Annotated in this window: 19 protein-coding genes and 1 tRNA gene; 4 read left to right on the top strand and 16 right to left on the bottom strand. The window is 43.6% G+C overall.

The window, feature by feature from the left end:
* Positions 1-49: 49 nt before the first annotated feature.
* Genes ACPD8L_RS01425 through ACPD8L_RS01410 form a run of 4 tightly spaced genes read left to right on the top strand, consistent with a single transcriptional unit; the run spans position 50 to position 1699 of the window.
* Positions 50-544, top strand: a complete 495-nt coding sequence (locus ACPD8L_RS01425; RefSeq protein WP_423941395.1) for a hypothetical protein — start codon at positions 50-52, stop codon at positions 542-544.
* Between the two features lies 1 nt (position 545).
* Positions 546-836: a DUF7352 domain-containing protein gene (locus ACPD8L_RS01420; protein ID WP_423941394.1), complete on the top strand. Its 291-nt coding sequence runs from the start codon at positions 546-548 to the stop codon at positions 834-836.
* Entirely contained in the window at positions 833-1468 is a 636-nt protein-coding gene (locus ACPD8L_RS01415; RefSeq protein ID WP_423941393.1) for a hypothetical protein, read from the top strand. The genes ACPD8L_RS01420 and ACPD8L_RS01415 overlap by 4 nt, the downstream gene beginning before the upstream one ends.
* Positions 1469-1489: 21 nt before the next feature.
* The gene (locus tag ACPD8L_RS01410) at positions 1490-1699 is read left to right on the top strand and encodes a hypothetical protein (RefSeq protein ID WP_423941391.1); all 210 of its coding nucleotides are present in this window, start codon (positions 1490-1492) and stop codon (positions 1697-1699) included.
* Here the strand turns inward: ACPD8L_RS01410 and ACPD8L_RS01405 are convergent.
* The 16 genes from ACPD8L_RS01405 to ACPD8L_RS01330 form a co-directional block, all read right to left on the bottom strand.
* Positions 1680-2774 carry a tyrosine-type recombinase/integrase gene (locus ACPD8L_RS01405; RefSeq protein ID WP_423941389.1) on the bottom strand — a complete coding sequence of 365 codons (1095 nt, stop codon included), beginning with the start codon at positions 2772-2774 and terminating at the stop codon, positions 1680-1682. The two genes, ACPD8L_RS01410 and ACPD8L_RS01405, sit on opposite strands and share 20 nt — an antisense overlap.
* A 118-nt stretch (positions 2775-2892) precedes the next feature.
* Positions 2893-2966: transfer RNA gene (locus ACPD8L_RS01400), tRNA-Arg, on the bottom strand.
* Between the two features lie 92 nt (positions 2967-3058).
* Complete coding sequence (locus tag ACPD8L_RS01395) at positions 3059-3931, bottom strand: sugar phosphate isomerase/epimerase family protein (RefSeq protein WP_423941387.1); 873 nt, start codon at positions 3929-3931, stop codon at positions 3059-3061.
* Positions 3932-4119: 188 nt separating this feature from the next.
* Positions 4120-4794, bottom strand: a complete 675-nt coding sequence (locus ACPD8L_RS01390; protein WP_423941385.1) for a bifunctional 4-hydroxy-2-oxoglutarate aldolase/2-dehydro-3-deoxy-phosphogluconate aldolase — start codon at positions 4792-4794, stop codon at positions 4120-4122.
* Between the two features lie 23 nt (positions 4795-4817).
* Positions 4818-5864 (bottom strand): PfkB family carbohydrate kinase, encoded by a 1047-nt coding sequence (locus tag ACPD8L_RS01385; protein ID WP_421809185.1) that lies wholly within the window; start codon positions 5862-5864, stop codon positions 4818-4820.
* A 53-nt stretch (positions 5865-5917) separates the two neighbouring features.
* Positions 5918-7024, bottom strand: coding sequence for a bile acid:sodium symporter family protein (locus ACPD8L_RS01380; RefSeq protein WP_423941383.1), 1107 nt, complete (start codon positions 7022-7024; stop codon positions 5918-5920).
* Positions 7025-7084: 60 nt separating this feature from the next.
* Positions 7085-7579 carry a nuclear transport factor 2 family protein gene (locus ACPD8L_RS01375; RefSeq protein WP_116219072.1) on the bottom strand — a complete coding sequence of 165 codons (495 nt, stop codon included), beginning with the start codon at positions 7577-7579 and terminating at the stop codon, positions 7085-7087.
* Between the two features lie 26 nt (positions 7580-7605).
* Positions 7606-8526: an RraA family protein gene (locus tag ACPD8L_RS01370; RefSeq protein WP_423941381.1), complete on the bottom strand. Its 921-nt coding sequence runs from the start codon at positions 8524-8526 to the stop codon at positions 7606-7608.
* 40 nt (positions 8527-8566) lie between these two features.
* Complete coding sequence (locus ACPD8L_RS01365; protein ID WP_116219073.1) at positions 8567-9049, bottom strand: RidA family protein; 483 nt, start codon at positions 9047-9049, stop codon at positions 8567-8569.
* Between the two features lie 64 nt (positions 9050-9113).
* The gene (locus tag ACPD8L_RS01360; protein ID WP_116219346.1) at positions 9114-10742 is read right to left on the bottom strand and encodes an aminotransferase class V-fold PLP-dependent enzyme; all 1629 of its coding nucleotides are present in this window, start codon (positions 10740-10742) and stop codon (positions 9114-9116) included.
* A gap of 42 nt (positions 10743-10784) precedes the next feature.
* Positions 10785-12032, bottom strand: a complete 1248-nt coding sequence (locus ACPD8L_RS01355) for an amidohydrolase/deacetylase family metallohydrolase (RefSeq protein WP_116219074.1) — start codon at positions 12030-12032, stop codon at positions 10785-10787.
* A gap of 17 nt (positions 12033-12049) precedes the next feature.
* Positions 12050-12988 (bottom strand): SMP-30/gluconolactonase/LRE family protein, encoded by a 939-nt coding sequence (locus ACPD8L_RS01350; protein WP_421809182.1) that lies wholly within the window; start codon positions 12986-12988, stop codon positions 12050-12052.
* A gap of 101 nt (positions 12989-13089) precedes the next feature.
* Positions 13090-14820, bottom strand: coding sequence for a PQQ-dependent sugar dehydrogenase (locus ACPD8L_RS01345; RefSeq protein WP_293299974.1), 1731 nt, complete (start codon positions 14818-14820; stop codon positions 13090-13092).
* Between the two features lie 121 nt (positions 14821-14941).
* Positions 14942-16024 (bottom strand): family 20 glycosylhydrolase, encoded by a 1083-nt coding sequence (locus ACPD8L_RS01340; protein ID WP_116219077.1) that lies wholly within the window; start codon positions 16022-16024, stop codon positions 14942-14944.
* Positions 16025-16034: 10 nt separating this feature from the next.
* Positions 16035-17207, bottom strand: a complete 1173-nt coding sequence (locus tag ACPD8L_RS01335) for a heparan-alpha-glucosaminide N-acetyltransferase domain-containing protein (protein WP_421809179.1) — start codon at positions 17205-17207, stop codon at positions 16035-16037.
* Between the two features lie 361 nt (positions 17208-17568).
* A complete protein-coding gene (locus ACPD8L_RS01330; RefSeq protein ID WP_421809178.1) occupies positions 17569-19182 on the bottom strand; it encodes a RagB/SusD family nutrient uptake outer membrane protein in 1614 nt (537 codons plus the stop codon).
* Between the last annotated feature and the right edge of the window lie 9 nt (positions 19183-19191).

Genomic DNA, 19191 nt, shown 5'->3' with positions numbered 1-19191 from the left:
GCCGCTAGGATACTATGGAAGAACAATAAGAACCAATAAAGGAATAGTGATGAAAACCCTTATATACATATTGATGGTGTTCCCTTTCATTGGGTTCTGCCAGTTCCATATCACAGGTGGGGTGGTCGATGTATCGGAAAGAAGGGATGGCAACACAATGGCATGGGAAGTGGGCTATACCCAAATCTTTGAATCCCAAATGGGGATAACTGGGAACTTTAGAAGCACCACAATGAACCTTGACAACTACTATACCGTAGAACTCCTTTTGAAGAACAGGATAGAACAGAAAGGGTATAGACTTGATTTGGGAGTGGGTGGCGGTTACAACTTTGACGACTACGACATACATCCCGTGGCAACGATTGAAAACCAGTTTAGATTGGACGAAGGGGTGTGGCTGATGGTGGCACTCGATGGGGCTTATAGGGATTCAAAGGATATTTTAAAGGAAGGATACAGATTCGAGACATATCTCATGGTAGGATTGGTCTTGGATGTGAAGTGGCAGAGGAAATTAAGGAAAATGAAAAGGTTTTTTTGATATGAAAAAGATATTCAAATACGAACTATGCATCAAAGAAAAGCAGGAAATAGAACTTCCTATATCGGCACAAATAATAAGAGTTGATGATGTCGATGGAAAATTCTTCTTATGGGCCATAGTGGATGTTTCCGAAGAAATTGAGATTGAAACCGAAACAAGGTTTTTAGAATTCTACAAGACAGGTCAGCCTATAGAAACTCCTATTGAACATTTGCAATATTTAGGGTTTTGTAAACTGTTTATTATGCAGGAACTAGGATTATATGTATTTGAAAATATTGCATCATGAAATACGGAAAACTCCCAAAATACATAGGTTTATTTGATGTTGACATAAATGAAATGATGTTTTATCAATATCTACCTATAAAGCTACAAGGCATGGTAGAGCCTGTTTTGGAGCAGCGATTAAAGCCATTCTCGGAATTGATTGGCGCTGCCCTTTGTGATTTTGTTGCAGACTATGGACTTGAAAGATTCCACAAAAGCTATGTGTATCTAACCGCTAAATATATGTATGAATCTAAAGGTTGTTCGTTTAACAGGAAGGGATACCATTCAGATGGGTTTTTAACAGACGACATCAACTATATATGGAGTGATTGCAAGCCTACAGTTTTTAATTTCTCAAAGTTCAATTTAACATTGGATGACCATTTATCCATGAAGGAAATGGACGAACAGGCCGATGAGGAAAAAATAGAAACCTATCCTGACAATTCACTTTTGCGGTTAGATCAATTTGTGATACATAGATGCTCAAACATAGAGCGTGAGGGAATGAGAAAGTTCCTTAAAATATCTGTGAGCAAGGATAGATATGATCTTAAAGGAAATGCTATAAACCCATTGTTAAAATACAAATGGGAATACAGGGATAGGAAAAAAGAAAGAAATATTCCTCAAAAACTAGAGGTTTAAAAAGACAATAACAGAAAGAGGATGAAGTTCACCACGGACATACCGCCACTTCATAGGGTCAGAATGGAAAAGATGTTCGTTTCCAGTTCTAGGGCCGCACGTATTATCGGAAAGTCAGAAAGGTGGATTCGTCTCAACAGGGAACTTTTCATAGTGGATGATTCCAAACGAAACCTTAAGTTCGAATTGTCATCCGTACTCGAATACCACTTTAAAGAGCTATTATCTTAGCATGGGCCTCGTCCTGAACACTTCTGGGAAACTCATTTGTGTATATACTTGTAGTTGTACGTATCTTATGCCCTACTATCTGTGCTGTTACCCTTTCATCGATTAAAAGCTGCTGTGCCCTATCTATGAACGTATGTCTTACGTTTTTAGGGGTCAACTGTGCCGTAAGGGCCATTTTCTTGCAAACCTCCTTAAAACGCCTTGAAAAGTTGCTCCTGAACTCCCTGTAATTGTATTTGTGGATGGGGACAAAATAATCTTCCATGTATTTGTCGATTATCTTTTGGGCCTCTGGAAGTATGATATTCGAGCAGAACGTTTCCGAATTTCCTTTTGACCTGTTGAAATTTACCCTATCCCCTACTATATTGTCTTTCTTCAATCTTGCCAATACCTCCAAATCTATCCCTCCTAAGTAGAACATCAAAAGCCAACAGTCACGATAAAAAGCTGCCATCCCCTCTAGTTTGGCCTTTTTCATTTTCTTTAAATCCTTCGTGGTGGCTACACGTTGTTCTTTGTCGGGAATGCTGATGGGGAACTTGAACGGGTTGGGCTCTGTGCTGAGTGTGTTCCACAGGGCTTTTAACGAACGTCTATATGAATCCACGCCTCCAGGGGAATGCTTTTTGATTCTTTGCGCCACGTATTTTTTGGCAAGTTTCATATCCAGCTCGTCCATTCGGATATTGGGTGCAAACTCATTGAATGAATTCAGGGCGCTCATTTTGGTGGAGAACTTTGGTAATCCCTCTTTTGCGAGGTCATAGAATCTATCGCTGTTTTTCCGAAACAACATATCCACGGAATCCTGTATGCTCAATCTTTTTTTGGTGGACTCGTATATCACATCGTTTATCCTTGACTTCAATTTTGTGATGTACCTATGGAGGTTTATGTAATCCGAGTGTTTTTTGGTGGGTTCTGACAGTTTTTCGTTCCACTCGTTTTTTTTGGCCCTATACTCGGTTCTTATCTTTTTTTCTCCGTAATTTGCAGTGATATAGACTATTACGGGATGGCCTTGGTTGTTCGACGCTCTTTTTGATTTGTCCAGTTTGATTGTGATGTTCATAGTGGTTTCGAAATTGTTTCGGAAAAGTTGCCGAAAAAGTACGGTTTTTAGAACATGGACGCAAAAACGGAAAGTGTTAAAAAAACAAAACCCCCGTAAATACAGGGGCTTCTGGCGGTGATCGCGGAAGGATTCGAACCTTCGACCGTCTGCTTAGAAGGCAGATGCTCTATCCAGCTGAGCTACGCGACCTAAGTTTGCGGGTGCAAAGATACTAATGTCTTCGGTTGTAAAAAATATTTTTTTGATTTCTTATACCCTTCACCCCCATTTCTGCCAATTCTCTAATGAAAGCCTATTTCTTTCAGTCCTTCATGGCTTATTTTTATGACTTCCATGGGTTTTTTGTCCCAGGTCATATCCTGTTCCACAAAATATTTCATCATCCCTGAAGCTTCTTTTTGAGCCAAAATCCGTTTAAAATCGATGGTACCTTCACCGACTGGGGCAAACTTTCCCTCTTTATCCATATCCTTGACATGCCATGCCTTAAATCGACCTGGGTATTTTTCAAAATAGGCAAGGGGGTCGGCACCGGCCTTGGTCACCCAATACAGGTCCATTTGAAAGTTTACATATTTTGGGTCTGTATGCTCCAAAAGATAGTCAATGGGTACAATACCCTCTTCATTTACTTTGTATTCAAAATCGTGGTTATGGTACAATAACTTTAAACCAACGGCCTGGCACTTTTTGCCCATTTGGGTAAGTATTTCAGCCAAATCGGATATAGGACCTTTCATTCCCATACTCTTGGTCTCCGAGTTATACGTGAAGAGTCCCATTGGAGGTATTGGAATGACAAAGTACTCAAATCCAGCTTTTTTTGCAGCTGCCAGTTCAGTGTCAATATTATCCAAAGTAGCCGAGGCTTGATGGGTACTTACGGGCTGTAGCCCCAGACCATTCAAATACACCTTAAAATCCTCAGGAGCCATTCCATAGTACTTCCCATCATTGTAACCAGCGGCCTCAACATAGGCGTAGCCTGCCTCCTTTACCTTCTCCAAGGTAGCCTTGGCATCATCTCCCATATTATCCCTGACCGTATACAGGGCCAACCCCCCAAAGTTCTCTTGGGCATTTACGGTTACCGCTAAAAACAGCACAAAAAACGTAGATAGAATACCTTTGGCTGATTTTAAATCTGTTTTCATCATTGTATGTATAGATTAATTTCTGTTCAATATAGGGTTTTCCTGGGATTATTCCTGCCCCTGAATACTACGGTTGATTACCCAGGGTTCCCAATGTTTTCAAACGCTAAATGTTATTCAAAAAGAAAGCCAATAACAAAATTCTTTGCTATTGGCCTTACAGACTTATAGTAAGCTTATCCCTAAATTCAGAGTCCGTTCCGGATTTCCTTGATGTTCTTTAAGGTATCACTGACCAATGCTTCCAGTCCGGCATAATCTTGGTTCGCCAAAATTTGTTTGCTTATCAGCTGAGATCCCATGCCCACGCAAGTGACCCCAGAAACAAACCATGCTTTCAGATTGTCGGTTTCCGTACTTACCCCTCCGGTAGGCATAATGCTGGTCCAAGGTTGTGGTCCCTTTATGGCCTTCACGAAGCCGGGGCCATAGGTTGATCCCGGGAACAGTTTAATGATTTCCACACCAAGCTCTTCAGCCCGGTTGATCTCCGTTAGACTTCCACAGCCTGGTGAATACATTATTTTTCTACGGTTACAGGTTACTGCAATGTCCTCTCGCAATGATGGGGTCACAATAAAGTTTGCCCCCATCTGTATAAAAAGTGAAGCTGCCGCTGCATCCGTAATAGACCCCACTCCCATAATCATACCCGGGAGTTCGGCCAAAGCGTACTTGTTGAGTTCTGAAAAGACCTCGTAAGCAAAATCGCCACGGGCCGTGAATTCCAATAAACGTGCGCCTCCATCATAACAGGCTTTGAGCACTTTTTTTCCAAGTTCCACATCTGGGTGATAGAACAACGGGACCATGCCGGTTTCCTGCATGACCTGTGCTACTTCCAATCTACTGTACCTTGCCATATATCTTCTATTCTAAATATTAATTATCGCGCAACTCGTCCGGAAGCATCTCCTCCCATGAGTTTTTCCACTTCATCTACGGTTACCAAGTTCGCATCTCCTTTAATAGTATGTTTAAGGCAAGAAGCCGCTACCGCAAAGTCCAATGCGTTCTGATCATCTTCAGGATACTTAAGGAGTCCATAAATAAGACCTCCCATAAACGAATCCCCACCCCCTACGCGGTCCACAATATGGGTAATCTGATACTCACTGGATTTGTACATGGTTTTTCCGTCGTACAAAACTCCTGCCCACGTGTTGTGCGAGGCAGATATTGATCCCCTTAGGGTAGTGATTACTTTTTTGGCATTGGGGAAACGCTCCATCATTTGCTTACAAACCGACAAAAAGGCTTCGGCCTTTACATGTTCGCCCTGGGTAGTGATGTCCAATCCTTCTGGTTTGATTCCAAAGTGCTTCTCGGCATCTTCCTCGTTGCCCAGTACAACATCGCAATATGAGGTCAGTTCGGACATGATTTCCTCACGCTTGGCATCGTCGCAGTACTTCCAAAGTTTTGCTCTGTAGTTCAAGTCTGTGGAAACCGTTAGTCCCAATTTTTTTGCGGCTTTAACGGCTTCAATACAAGCATCGGCAGCTCCTTGGGAAATAGCGGGGGTAATACCTGTCCAGTGAAACCATTCGGCTCCTTCAAAAACAGCATCCCAATCCACCATGCCTTTGGTAATCTCGGCCATGGCCGAATGGGCACGGTCATAGACCACTTTACTTCCCCTGCTCACCGCTCCGGTTTCCAAGAAGTAAATCCCAAGACGGTCTCCACCAAACACAATATGCTCGGTGCCAACGCCTCTTTTTCGCATCTCCATAAGGGCACATTCCCCTATATCGTTTTTGGGAAGCCGTGTCACAAAATCCACGGGCACCCCATAATTGGCCAAGGAAACGGCCACATTGGACTCTCCTCCACCATACACCACATCAAAACTACTTGCTTGCGAAAACCTTAAAAACCCTTCAGGGGCCAATCGCAGCATAATTTCACCAAATGTCACAACTCTTTTCATTCCTTCTACTAATCGTATTATTTGTTTGTTATTGTTTAATTTAATCTGATTTCTTACTCTTTATCTTCCTCAACTTCTTCACCTTCCGGAAGTCTTTTGTGCCAGTACGAGGCCAATATAGATCCCGTGATGTTCATTAACGGACCAAATACGGCAGGTGCAAGTCCCATGGTGGCAATTTTGCCCAAGGAGTTTGCAATACCCGAAGCCAGTCCGCCATTCTGCATTCCCACTTCTATGGATATGGTTCTGGAATCCCTCTCGGACATGCCCACAAGTCGTGCGAACCAATAGCCCAAGGTATATCCAAAAAGGTTATGCACCAATACCAATAGCATCAGCACACCACCTATATCCAATAGACTGTCCCTTCCGGCAGCAGTGATCACCACAATGATCAATCCTATACCCAACATGGAAATTATGGGCATGGCCTTATCCAACCATTTGGCTCCATCGCCTCTTAGTTTGTTGAACAACAAACCAGCCCCAATGGGCAAGATGATCATTTTAACAATGCTCCACATCATACCCAATACATCTATTTCGATGAATTCCCCTGCCAATAATTTCATCAACAAAGGAGTTACAAATGGGGCCAAAAGTGTAGCTATGGATGTAATAGTAATGGAAAGTGCCAAATTTGCTTTGGCCAAATAGGCCATTACATTGGATGCCACCCCACTGGGCGAACAGCCGATCAATACAATACCCGCGGCAATCTCAGGTGGAAAATCACTGATTGTGGCCAACAGGAAACCCATAACCGGCATAATGGCCAATTGGGCGGTTACCCCCACCAAAACCCCTTTTGGAGTTTTAATGATTCCCACAAAATCGTTGACGCTCATGGAGGTTCCCATACCAAACATGATTATCTGGATCAGAGGAATGATCAATCCTGTTAGCTTGAAGTCTCCTATATAAGTGAAATATTGGGGATAGTACAATGCCAATGTTACCCCGGCAAATATCAAGGCCGTGAACACATTGCCATTCAAAGATTCGTACCCGCTGAAACCATAGGCGCAAAAAACAAATACGCCAATGATCACGAGACCTGCACTAGGTAAATTACCCGTTGCGGCCATGCCTATGGCAATAACCAGCAAAAGCAGGGAAATCCCCAAGGAAATTGAGTGTTTATTTAATTTTTTCAAAAGTCAAGTTTGTTTTGGTTATTCTTATGTACAGTTGTTGTTCCCTTTGGGAACCTTTGGCTATAATTTAAAGGCCTGTCTGGCCAATAATTGCCATTCCCCGTTTTCGGAGAGTTCATAAATCTGCATGTTCCCTATCTTGATTTCCAAGGGTTCACCATCTTTGGTGGCACTGGCCAAAAAGATGTTCCGTACCACTGCGGTATTGCCCGATAAGGTTATGCTCTGCTCTGGTCCGGTCACTGATTGAAAATCGAAGGGGCCATTGAGCACATCATCGATAAAGGTTTCTTTGTCCTGTACCAATCCGCTGGAATGGCCATAGGTCATTTTATCTGAACAAAGCTTTTCCAACACTTCACGGGTTGGATTTTCCAATGCCTTGTTAAATTCCAAAACCACAGCTTCCACGTCCGATACTTTAGGCGCAGGGGCTGCGGATTCAACCACTGTTGTTGTCTCTTCCGGTTTCTGTTTGGCATCCCCGCAGGAAGCTAGGGATAGCAACAGGGCCATTGCCGAAAGGGCAATGGCCGTACTATTTTTTACAGTCATAAATGTTTATTAGTCTTTTATCTTCTCTACCAGGTCCTTTTGCTCAAGACCTTGTCCAGTTCTTCCCTGGTCATTTTGCCAAGTTCAGGTTTTCCTTTTAGCCATGTGATAAAATCATTTTTGATCTTATCAGTCCATTGGCTATCAATTTCACCTGTGGTGTATTTTTTGGTTTTTATCATCTCAAAACCGAATACATCCTTTAGGGCCACAAACTCTGCAGTGGCCACAACTTGTTCGGCCAAATGGGCGGGCACAAAAAGGACACCTTCTTGTTTGGCAATCACCAAATCACCGGGAAGTACTATGGCAGCTCCCATGCGGATGGGCACATTGAGTCCCATGGTCACCATTTCCTCCAAAAAGGAAGGATGGAAATCCCGTACAAAAGCATTGAAACCTTCCAATTCCTTGACAGTTTCCAAATCCCTTGCACTCCCGTTGAAGACCACACCATTGCCAGACTTGCTGAAAATTGAAGTGGCCAAGGTAGCTCCCATGAGCGTACCGGCATCAATTTTACCGAAGCCATCCGCAACATAAACGTCACCTTGGGAAAGCATTTCGATGGGCCAGGAATTGGTATTCCCTTTTCTGCCCTCGGCATGTCCACGCGCTTTGATGTTAGTTTCAACATCGGGTCGGCTTGGCATATACATGGCCGTTAGCGCACGGCCCACTACTGGAACATCGTCATGGATCATTTTCCAATTCCCTTCGAACTGGTTGGTATACCCCTCGTTATTGAGTACGGTCCAAGCGTCGTCTATGCCAATTTTTTTAGCACGTTCCAAAAGGCCATCCGGAATCCGTGGACGTCCGTCATCAAAACGTTCACCCTTCCATTCCGAAGTCAAGAAAATCAACTCCTGTTTTGGGATTGTCTGACCTTTCAGACCTATTGAGATAAAAAATAAAAATACTATGGCAATGTTCAGTTTGAACATATGTTTCATCATGTTTAAGTTAATCGTTTGTACTATTTGTTTAGTCCAAAGCAGCTATACAATCAATCTCCACCAAGGAATCCCCAGGAACACCACCATAGGTAGCGACAGTAGTTCTTACAGGAGGGTTTTTACCGAAACGTCCACGGTACACTTCATTCATGGCGTGGTAATCGTTAAGATCCGCCAAATATACATTCACTTTTAGCACTTTATCCATGGAGGAACCGTTCTTTTCCAATTCCTTTTGGATGTTGTCCAATACAATTTTGGTATGTGCTTTTATTTCGAAAGGTTCAACGTGAGCCCCTTTACCAGCAATATACAAAGTGTTTCCATGTTTTACGGCTCCAGAGAACAAAGGAACATCTTGGTCGGTCACAATATCTCCAACTATTTCCTTTTTGGCTTTTTCCCCACCGGTCATGGCTTTTGCCGCAGCAGTTGCCCCAACTCCAAATAGAGCTGCCAATCCTACTCCAATTCGTTTGAAAGATGATCTTCTTGATGTTTGATTTTCCATATTACAATGTTTAAAAATGATTTAAGGTTTGTTTATTTTTCTATTGTATACATTTTTTTGAAGACTAGGTAGCCAATGGTGGGCCTCCCGGTACATTCAATTTTTTACGATTTTGCCTGTAAGATACCTTTTTGGCAGAAAACTTGGCTGTTAAATATTCCCCAAGGAATACGGAACCGCTCAGCTCTCCATTGGAAATCTTACCAATGAACCAAAAATTGACACCATTTCCTGGAATCCTAAAACTGCTTCGGAGTACCACTTCGTCCCCTTCGATCATACCGATCATATCCTGACTGCCATTTTCACTGGTGTGCGTACCTGATATCCAGTTACCATCCTGCTCCAAATAAAATTTATGGGTACTATTGCTTGTAAAGTATTTTACGTCTGCTTCCCAATGACCAGAGATATCCTCACTTGGTGCTGCCATTTCATCAGAAATTGGCTCTCTCTTTTGCGAAAGGAAATCATACAATCTGTCCGCAACCACTTTTGCATTTCCAGGACGCATCTGGCTTGGGGTGATGGTGATGGAAGTACTGTCTCCCCTACTCCAACCTCCAATGGCTATCCTTGGTTTGTTACGGGCTACTTCCTCGGCCACTTCCTCCCCAGTAATGTGAAGTTTGTCCGGGTCCCATTTCAAGATTAACCTAGGGGTCCTGTTGTTCAAGCCTTTGGGCAAGGTCACTTCTGAAGTGATTCCATCAATTTTGGTCAACTTGGAAGAAATCTCATCCAACCAACCCAACCAGGTCTGCCACTCCTTATCGTGATCTCTGGTCGTCCAAGCCTCAACTGCGGCCAACATTCCCAACATCTCCTCTTTTCCTACTTTGTTGTCCCTTCCAGGTCCATGGTGTGGCGAACTGGCCTGCCATGCTGCCATAAGAAGGTCTTTGTCTCCCAATAACAATCCTGCACACTGTGGTCCACAAATGGCCTTTCCTCCACTATAGGCAACCACGGTGGCACCACGCTCCAAGTGAACGCAAGGGATGCTTAAATCTTCCGCGGCCGCATCGGCCAAGACCGGAATGTTCTTTGGCTTGGCAATTTCACTGATCACTTCCAATGAAAGTGGTTTTCCTGTTTCATTGTCATCCCCGGTCATGATATAGATCATGGCCGTTCTTGGGTTAATGGCCTCCCGCATTTCTTCGGGCGAATCCACGGTGATCACTTTTACCCCAATATTTCGGATAGCGTGATCGTAGTAGTTTCGTGAACTTCTTGGGATGATGACTTCGTTCTTCTCAAAATCATCAATATGGGGTATTCTGATCAGTTTTTCTGGGTTTCCACCGGTCACACAGGCAGCTGTAACGTGTTTCATGCCTGCGGCGCAACCTGCGGAGACCATTCCCCAATCCGCCTTGGTGATTTCCGCTAAACGACGGCCAATCCCTTCGGCCAACTCATCGTATTGTACAAAGTACCCAGACGCGGCTTCTATGGCCTCTATCACCTCGGGACGTTCTGTGGAGCCCCCCAATATGGTAAAGGTGCCTCTACAGTTTATAATGGTGTCTATCCCCAAGGATTCATAAATACTGGGGCCTTTGGATGACTTGGTCATCAATGGACCTGTAACACTTCCCAATGTACCACCAAGCATTGATTGGCTGGCCATTAGGCTTCCCGCTACAGGAACAACGCCCAATTGTTTGATTATTTCCCTTCGTTTCATGCTCATGTTTTTAAGTATTAGTTTGTTTTAGTTTGGTCATTTTTATTTGTCCCATTCTTTGCTGGACAATCCGTTAAGGTCATACACTACCCTACCGTCCTTCAGGGTAACCTCGCACTGAAACTTTTGATCTCCCATCATCTTTTCATTCTTGGTGTCCACAAAGCCAAATTCTCCTTTTTCAATGCTAAGAATGGCCACATCGGCAATGGCACCAACACTCAAATGCCCCAAATCGGTCCTCTTGATGTATTGGGCAGGGTTCCATGTGGAAATGGCAATTACTTCCGCTACGGACATGTCCATGTTCAAAAATTTGGACATGATGTTCGTCATATCCTTCATACCACCGTTCATACTTCCTATGTGCAGGTCTGTACTGATGGAATTGGGTTTAAATCCTTGCTGCATGGAAGGAACTGCTTGTGAAAAAGCAAAGCTTCCTCCTCCATGGCCTACATCAAAAACAATCCCTCTTTTTTGGGCTTCAAAAACAAAAGGCTTCACTTTTCCTTGGTCATCAACCACTCGCTCCCTGCTACCCAATGAGGCATAGGCATGTGTGAAGATATCCCCTGGCCTTAACTTTTCCATGAACAGGGTCTCTATGGACAACATAGGTCTACTTCCTCCAAAATCGATCATTACGGGGACTTCGGCCAATTTACCCGCTTCAACAGCTCTTTCTGTTGGGGTCCATTCGAATCCTGAATAGTGGGCCAACTTTACCCCTACCAACTCCTTGTATCTTCCTACGGTCAAGGCAGTCATTTTTGGATCCATATCGTTAACGTTCTGCTCGATCACACCACCTTTCATACCGGAGCCCACAATGTTCAAAAATGCCAATACCCGAGTCTTGGATTCATCGATCACGTTTTTCTTAAAAACCTGAAAATTACGCCATCCTGCACTACCGGCGTCCACGATGGTGGTCACACCACTTCGGAAGGTAAAGTTATCAGGGGCAACACTGTGCGACCCTCCGCTGTACATTGAATTCTCTTCAGTTCCGAAGAAAACGTGTCCGTGAAGGTCTATAAGTCCCGGAGTAACCAATTTATCTTGGGCGTCGATAACTTTCTTACCCTTCTTGGCCGATATGTTACTGGCAACCTCAGCAATTTTCCCTTCTGAAATGGCCACATCCATTTTCTTGTTAATGCCATTTTTGGCATCGATAAGTGTTCCGTTCTTGATCACCAAATCATATTCCTGTGCTTGAACGGCCTTTGAACAGAATAAGACTGCCAAAGCAATAAGTGCGTACTTTAATTTATGTATTTTCATTGTATTATGAGATTATGTTATTCTTTTCTTTCTTTTATCATTTGGAATGCCCTACCTGGACTCTCCACAGTGAAGGTCTCCACATTGCCATTATCCTGAAGGGTAATGAATGCCTGGGTTCCCTCCTCACCGCCAAATGCAATATTGGAAGCTTTTTTACCTGTTAAAGGAATCTCTTCAAGGATTTCCCCACTTGTTGTGGATATCTTGGCAATGGTTCCTTTTCCGTGACGGGTCACATACAAATTCCCATCCGCATCGGTACGCATACCGTCCATTCCAAAATCTTCAAATTTGGTCAGCAAACGTTTGTTGCTGATTTCCCCTTCGGGGGAAAGGTCGTAGGCCCATATATTGCGTTGGACGGATTCGTTCACATAAAGTGTTTTGTTGTCCGGGCTTACCTCTATACCGTTGGTGGTTCCCATATCTCCTTCGAGCAAGGTAAAGGTCCCCTCTTCCACTCTCCAAATCTGTCCTTTTGAATTGGCCCAATCAGGATCGCTGGCAAAGATGATATCATTGTCCATAATGGCGATATCATTGGGCTGGTTCAGTTCGTCATTGTGGGCATAAACACTGATTTCCTTGGTATCCATATCCACTTTTAGCACATTATGCATGGTATAATCCGCAATGAACATATCCCCATTGCTGTTAAACCGAATGCCGTTCCCAATACTTCCTTCGGGAAGGGTGACAAAGAGGGAGGCATTCCCCGCAGCATCCACTTGACCAATGGTACCCTGCTTTTCAAAATTCACCACATAAAGAATACCGTTTGCGTCAACAGCAGGTCCTTCTATTCCTCCGGTAAAACCTGATGGTTCAGTAAAAACGCTGCTCTGATACAAGGTGGATTCTTCTTTAGTGCTATTTTCCTGTGCTTCGGACGTTGACTGGTTGTTTGATTTTTGCTTGCATGCCGTGGACAGCAACACGAAGCATACGGTCATCAGCCTAAAGTTACGGAAGCAATTGCAAACGCCCATATTCTTAATAGCCATTGTTATACGATATACAGATTTCATAAAAAAAGTGGTTTAATTGGTTATCCCTATGGTGTTTCGTTCGCCTTTCTCACTTTAGCCACCTCTTCTGGGGTTATTTTTGAGCCCTTGTTTCCAAAATTTCCGCGCACATAGGTCAATATACCCGCTATCTCCTCATCTGTAAGTCTGTCCAACTTGGGCATTACGTTGTTATAGGACTTTTCGTGTACAAATATTTCTCCACTAAGACCTTGAAGCACTACATTGATCAAGCGTGTTTTATCACCCAATATCCACTCGGCATCGTCCAAGGGAGGGAAACGATCGTTGCCCAAACCATTTCGTTGATGACATACCGAACAATAGGTATTGAAAAGCTTTCCACCTTCACCTATATTTTCATCACTGTACTTGCTTTTTTCATCTTTATCCCGAACAACTATATCCTCAAACTCAACAGGGGTTTTAATGTTGGAAGCCGTTCTTTTGCGCTCTTCCATCCCAGCCAGTTCAGCTTCACCAAATTCGTCCTTATCCCCTTTGTACATGATTCTCCAAATCTTACCTTTTTCGGAATCCGACACATATAAAGAACCATCAGGCCCAACTGCCAATCCCATGGGACGGTACATTGCATCACTGGTGTTCTTGATGATTTCCTGCTCTGCGAAACCATCGGCAAATACTTCCCAAGGTCCTGTTGGAATTCCATTTTCCATTGGAACAAAACCTATAAAGTAGCCGGTTTGCGGGTATGGGGCACTACTGGTAGAACCATGAAAAGCTATAAAGGCCCCATTCTTATATCGCTCTGGGAATTGATCTCCTTCATAGAACATAATATCGTTGGGTGCAAAATGTCCAAGAAACCCAACAACGGGATCGGTCAATTTGTCCACATCCTCTCCTTGTTTTTCGCCATCACCACCATATTCGGGATTAAGGAAATAGTCTCCTTTGATTTGGTCATAGTAGTGGTATGGCCATCCGGCATCATCCCCATCCTTAAGCCTCACAAATACTTCCGAAGGCAATACGGAACCTTCCCAAGGTGTAAATTCGGTTGGCCATGTGGGATGCATATAATCCCTTCCGTGCACCACGGCATATAAGTTGTTGTCTTGGTCGTTCCAATCCATTCCCACAACGCTTCGTAGACCTGTAGCAAATTTCTCCCCATCTTCCTGAAACTGGTTCAGTTTGTTGGCATCAAACTTCCAAACCCCAGCCCTATCTTCCAATATGGGACAAGGGAACATTCCCGGGGACAATGGTGATCTATCATCCACTTGGCAAACATCGGAGGGAGCGCCATACACGGTATACAAATTTCCTTCATTATCAAAGGCTATAGGCTTGGTATCGTGCTGTCTTGGAGGTTGTCTGTCCGTCAAGATCAATTCCAGCTCGGTATCGGGCACCAATTGGTCCGTTAATTTTTGTCTGTAGATCCGTGTTACCGAACTGAAGTATAGATATCCATTGTGGATACGCATTTCGGTTCCGTAACTACTGCGGTCTATATAATCATCAAATGTTTCAATGATATCGGCCTTACCGTCATTATCGGTATCCCGAAGTGCTGCATTCCCGCCTTCATCATTTGGGAATCTCAACTTTACGTAAATATCGCCATTGGTATTCACGGTAAGGTGCCTGGCTCTTCCTTTCAAGCTGTCCACAACGGCCACAACCTCAAATCCATCTGGGACAAAAAGACCTGCGTTGTCCGGGTCTCCGGGGGGCAATCCATTGTCCTTTGAGGTACATTGTACAAGAAAAATTGCGGCAATCATACAAAGTAAGGGATACGTAAAAACACGCCTTAGGTTAGCGCATTTAAAGTTTGATTGGCTAGTTTGGTTCAAAAAATTACTCATTTTAGTCAAGGGTATTACTCTATTGTTTGGTTTTAGTTTAGTTCTTTATCTCTTGTGTTGCGGCAATCATTGCTTTTAGGGTATTTACCACTCCTGCGGTGGCCTCATCCGGTTTTTCACTGTAATAGTTCTCCATAAATGAATCAGCGGATGACCACACTGTATGCATTACCCCCAAATATTTTTCAGCCATTTCAGGGGTTGAATTTTCTTTGAAGGAGTGCATCATTTCCACTTGTTGTTCTGCTACATTGGGCCTACGCCATGGACAGGCAATAACCTGCAATCCGTTCATGGCAAAATAGGCTGGTGTGGGAATGGCCTTTTCATAATGCCAATCACAAATGACGACGGATTTTGAAATCATCCCCACTGCACTGGCGGTATCGTTATAGCTTCCCTCCCACATTCCTATTCCTGAATCCGTTCCATCTATGAGACGATCGCCCCAGATCCATAGTTCTTTACCATTCTTCTGTAAATGATCGCTTATTTTGTTCACTTCCCCTGCAAAAAGCATGGCAGGATCCTTTCCTTGGCATCGCGGGCAATCTGGATGGGCCAGATAAAACACCTCATCCATACCGGCATGAAAAGCGTTGGCCTCGAAAACCTCCATAATCTCATCCACTATATCAAAAACAACATCATGTACTTTGGGATGCAACGGACAATAGCTTTTACAATAAAGTCTATCGGCATTGGGCCATTCGTATGTTTCCGGAAGTTTTACATTTGGGGTCTCGTCAAAATCTGGGTAGGCCTCCAAAAGTTTGCTCAAATCACTATGCCAGGATTGGTGTCCCAAAAGATTGACCTGTGGAATCAAATTGATGTTGTGCTTTCTGCTCACCGCAAGCAATTTCTTTACATCTTCCTTGCTCAACGGATTCTCATCCCTAAGCTCTGGCCTGGACTCATAGGCATAATTGTAATCGACCCTCAGAACAAGGGTGTTGATTCCACCGGGAGCCAGTTCATTTTCAATGAATTTTACAAAATCGTTTACTTTGTCCTTGGATGGGGCGGCTATACAAAAGCCTCTCACCGCAAATGAAGATTGACCAAAACCTAAGGTGGTGGCAAGTAGCAAAATCAGCAATGTTATTTTTCTCCCCATAATCCTGTTTTTATAGCTTGAGTTTAATTCCTTTCTTCTCCAACCATCCCGTAATCGCAACTACGAGCAGGGCAAATACCATGGAACCCAAAAGCCCTATTACCCCGGTGTTCAGAACATCTGGCAATGTGAAGCCCACAAATGTTCGCATTGGGTAAATAATATACGGCAACATATAGCAGGTCAATGTAGCCGTTCCTGCCGGGGCGATGATCTTGGCCCATTTTGTAATTTTCTTCTTATCTGCGATAAAGTGCAGAAGGGCAAAAAGGAAAAAACCCATGGCAGAGCACACGGCCAGCCATGAGGGTGTTGCCCTTAACTTGGAGATTCCCCATAATGGGCGAGTCCCCAATGCATAAACAAGACATACAATCCCCAAAACCGCAAGAATACTATACACTTGCTTCAGGCTGATTTTGGCATATCTTTCAAAAATCAATGAAGCCAAAATCCCTGCCGAGGTCAATCCGGGTATAGTACCCCCGATCAAAGTTGAGAAGTATCTGAATGGACCATTCAATTCCAAAGAGAAATCGGTTTGGGCCAACACTGAAAGCAGATTGAAAAGAATCCAAACTACAATCATTATAGCAAAATTCCCCCTTGCATATAGAAAAATCAAGGCGTTTGCCAAATAGGCCCACCCAATCAATCCCAAAATACCCCACCATTGTGGACGCATCCAATGCTCTCCAGCAGCACCTCCTTTGTAGATCAAGGCCAAAAACAAGAATATGAGCATCCCCAAAACCTGAAGTGGGAGATGCCATTTTTTAGGAATTGGGCTTCTTTTATAATGGGTCCATATCAAAAATACAGCAAGGGCCATCAACAGACACCAAAGATATTTTCCAATCATCATGCCTTCACTAAATGCGGTTTCGTAGTTCACCATGAAGACCCCTATGAAAAGTAGGGAAAATGACCTTATCAAAATATGCTTTGCAATGGATGCACGCGTGTCCCCTTTTTCCAATCGATTTTTGATCGCAAAAGGAATACTGAGACCCACAATAAAAAGAAACAAGGGAAAAATAATATCGGAAAAGCCCAAATAGTCTTCACTTGCCTTGGCATGCAAAAGCCATTTTGGCACATTATCCAATGTCCAAAAGTCGTTTACCCATATCATAAAAACCATGGTCAACGCCCTCAGAATGTCTATTGAATTAAGCCGCATATCAGTTTCCGTTGGCCTTATATCCCTTTGAAAGATTCCCCAAGTTTATTACACTCATATTATAAGTACGCACGAAACTTTAATAACCCTATATTTTTTTGTGACTTTTAGTAAAAAATCTTCATATAGATAATACTGCAAGCTATTAAATTTTCGATTTCCTTGGGTTTAAATTGCAAACAATTGCTATTTTTTCAAAAGAAAGCCTTCAAAAAAAGAATACTCTTTGAAAGCTCTTAATATCTTATGAATCCATTTGCATTCCAATTGCATTATTTAGGGTATAAAGCAAAAAAGCGGGTGGAAAAACTGGCTTTCCCACCCGCGGCTTCAAACTTAACTCAACTTAAACATGTAAACCCTAAAAGTTAGGGGCGCCAGTATCCCACCAAAGTCTAGTGCCTCCATTGTCGGGGCCGCCCAATTTGGAAACGGCTCCGGCAACACCTTCGGCATTGGTAGAAAGTTCACTATCCACAAAAGGGATCCTTCGTATTTGAATATCCGTATCTATGGTTCCGGGGCTTTGATTGCTCACTACCGGGAAAATTTTGGGGTATCCCGTACGGCGGAACTCGCTCCACGCCTCTTGTCCATCAGGGAATACCGCTATCCATTTTTGAGTGATGATCTTTTCCAATTTGGTCTCATTGTCATCGACCCCATCCCAAGCAATGGTTGCATCGGTAAGGGCATTGATGTTGTTGGACGGGTATACGGGATCCACATAATCCGCAGGTACGGAAGTATTGTCCGATATATAATCGTCCGCACTGCCCACGCCTCTCTGTTCAAAAGAAAGTGCAATTCCCATTTCATAATTGGCCTGGGCATCACCAGCACCACTCCATCCCCTCAAAGCGGCTTCTGCTTTCAGGAAAGCTACCTCAGCAGCCGTCATTAGTTGTGCCGTGTACTGGGTCAAATCGTCATTGATTACCGCAAATCTCACATAGTCGGCCTTTTGGGCCGATGCATCTGCATATCCATCCAATAAGGGCAATCCATTCCTGATTCCTTTAAGTGTTCCGGGCACAATGGGCTCGGTTTCCGAATCCCCTGGGTTCACTTCCGAAAAATAAGCACTGATTCGAGGATCGTTATACCCTCCCATAATGGACTCCATGGATGCGTTCATACGGGTATCCCCCCAAGAATTATCAATCTGGGCCAATGGATGGCTGTTGGTACTGGTCACAAAGAATCCATCGTCATTGCTGGCCATCACACCCAGAGGATGACTCAAGGCCTTTTCACCTTGCAACTTGGCCTTTTCAGGGGCTACTTTGGAAATTCGGATAGCCAATCTCAATCGCAAGGAGTTGGCAAATCTAACCCACTTTGAATAATCCCCTCCGTAAGCGAGGTCGAACGCCGAAAATCTTGGGCTATCGATATCCGCCATAAGATTATCCACGGCGGTATCCAAATCAGCAAAAAATGCATCATAGGCCTCTTCTTGTGAGTCATATACCCCTGCGTTATCCAAATCACCAAAATTGGTGTATACAATAGGACCGAAAACATCTGAAACCCTATGCATGGCCTCCACTTTCAAAATCAGGGACACCGCATACAGGGTAGGATATTCCCCTTGGGTCAAACTCTCAATGTCTTTTACATTGTTCATGACATTGGAGTAAGGAACGGACCAGATGGTATTGTTCCAACCGCTCACCAAGTTATAGGTCGTGTTGTTGGATCCGTTCTGGAAAGGGTTTGGAGGGGTCAAATATCCTGCGTAGGCATCCGCGTTCAAGTTCTGCTGAAGTTGGTACTGCCATCCGGGATTGAAAATATAGATACTTTCAAACACGGGCTTATATTTGGATCCCACATGTTGAAAATCCCCTTCGAGCTGTTCTTGGGTGATTTCCCTTGGGTTTTTATTGAGTTCTTCAAAATTCTCAGTACAGGACGTTGCCAAAAACCCTAAAGTAGCTGCCAAAACGCCCAATCTATATATATTTTTCATGAGTTTTTT

Origin of the sequence: Flagellimonas algicida, assembly GCF_049629585.1 — a bacterium.
Lineage (GTDB): Bacteria > Bacteroidota > Bacteroidia > Flavobacteriales > Flavobacteriaceae > Flagellimonas.
This window is presented reverse-complemented; position numbering and strand designations above follow the sequence as displayed.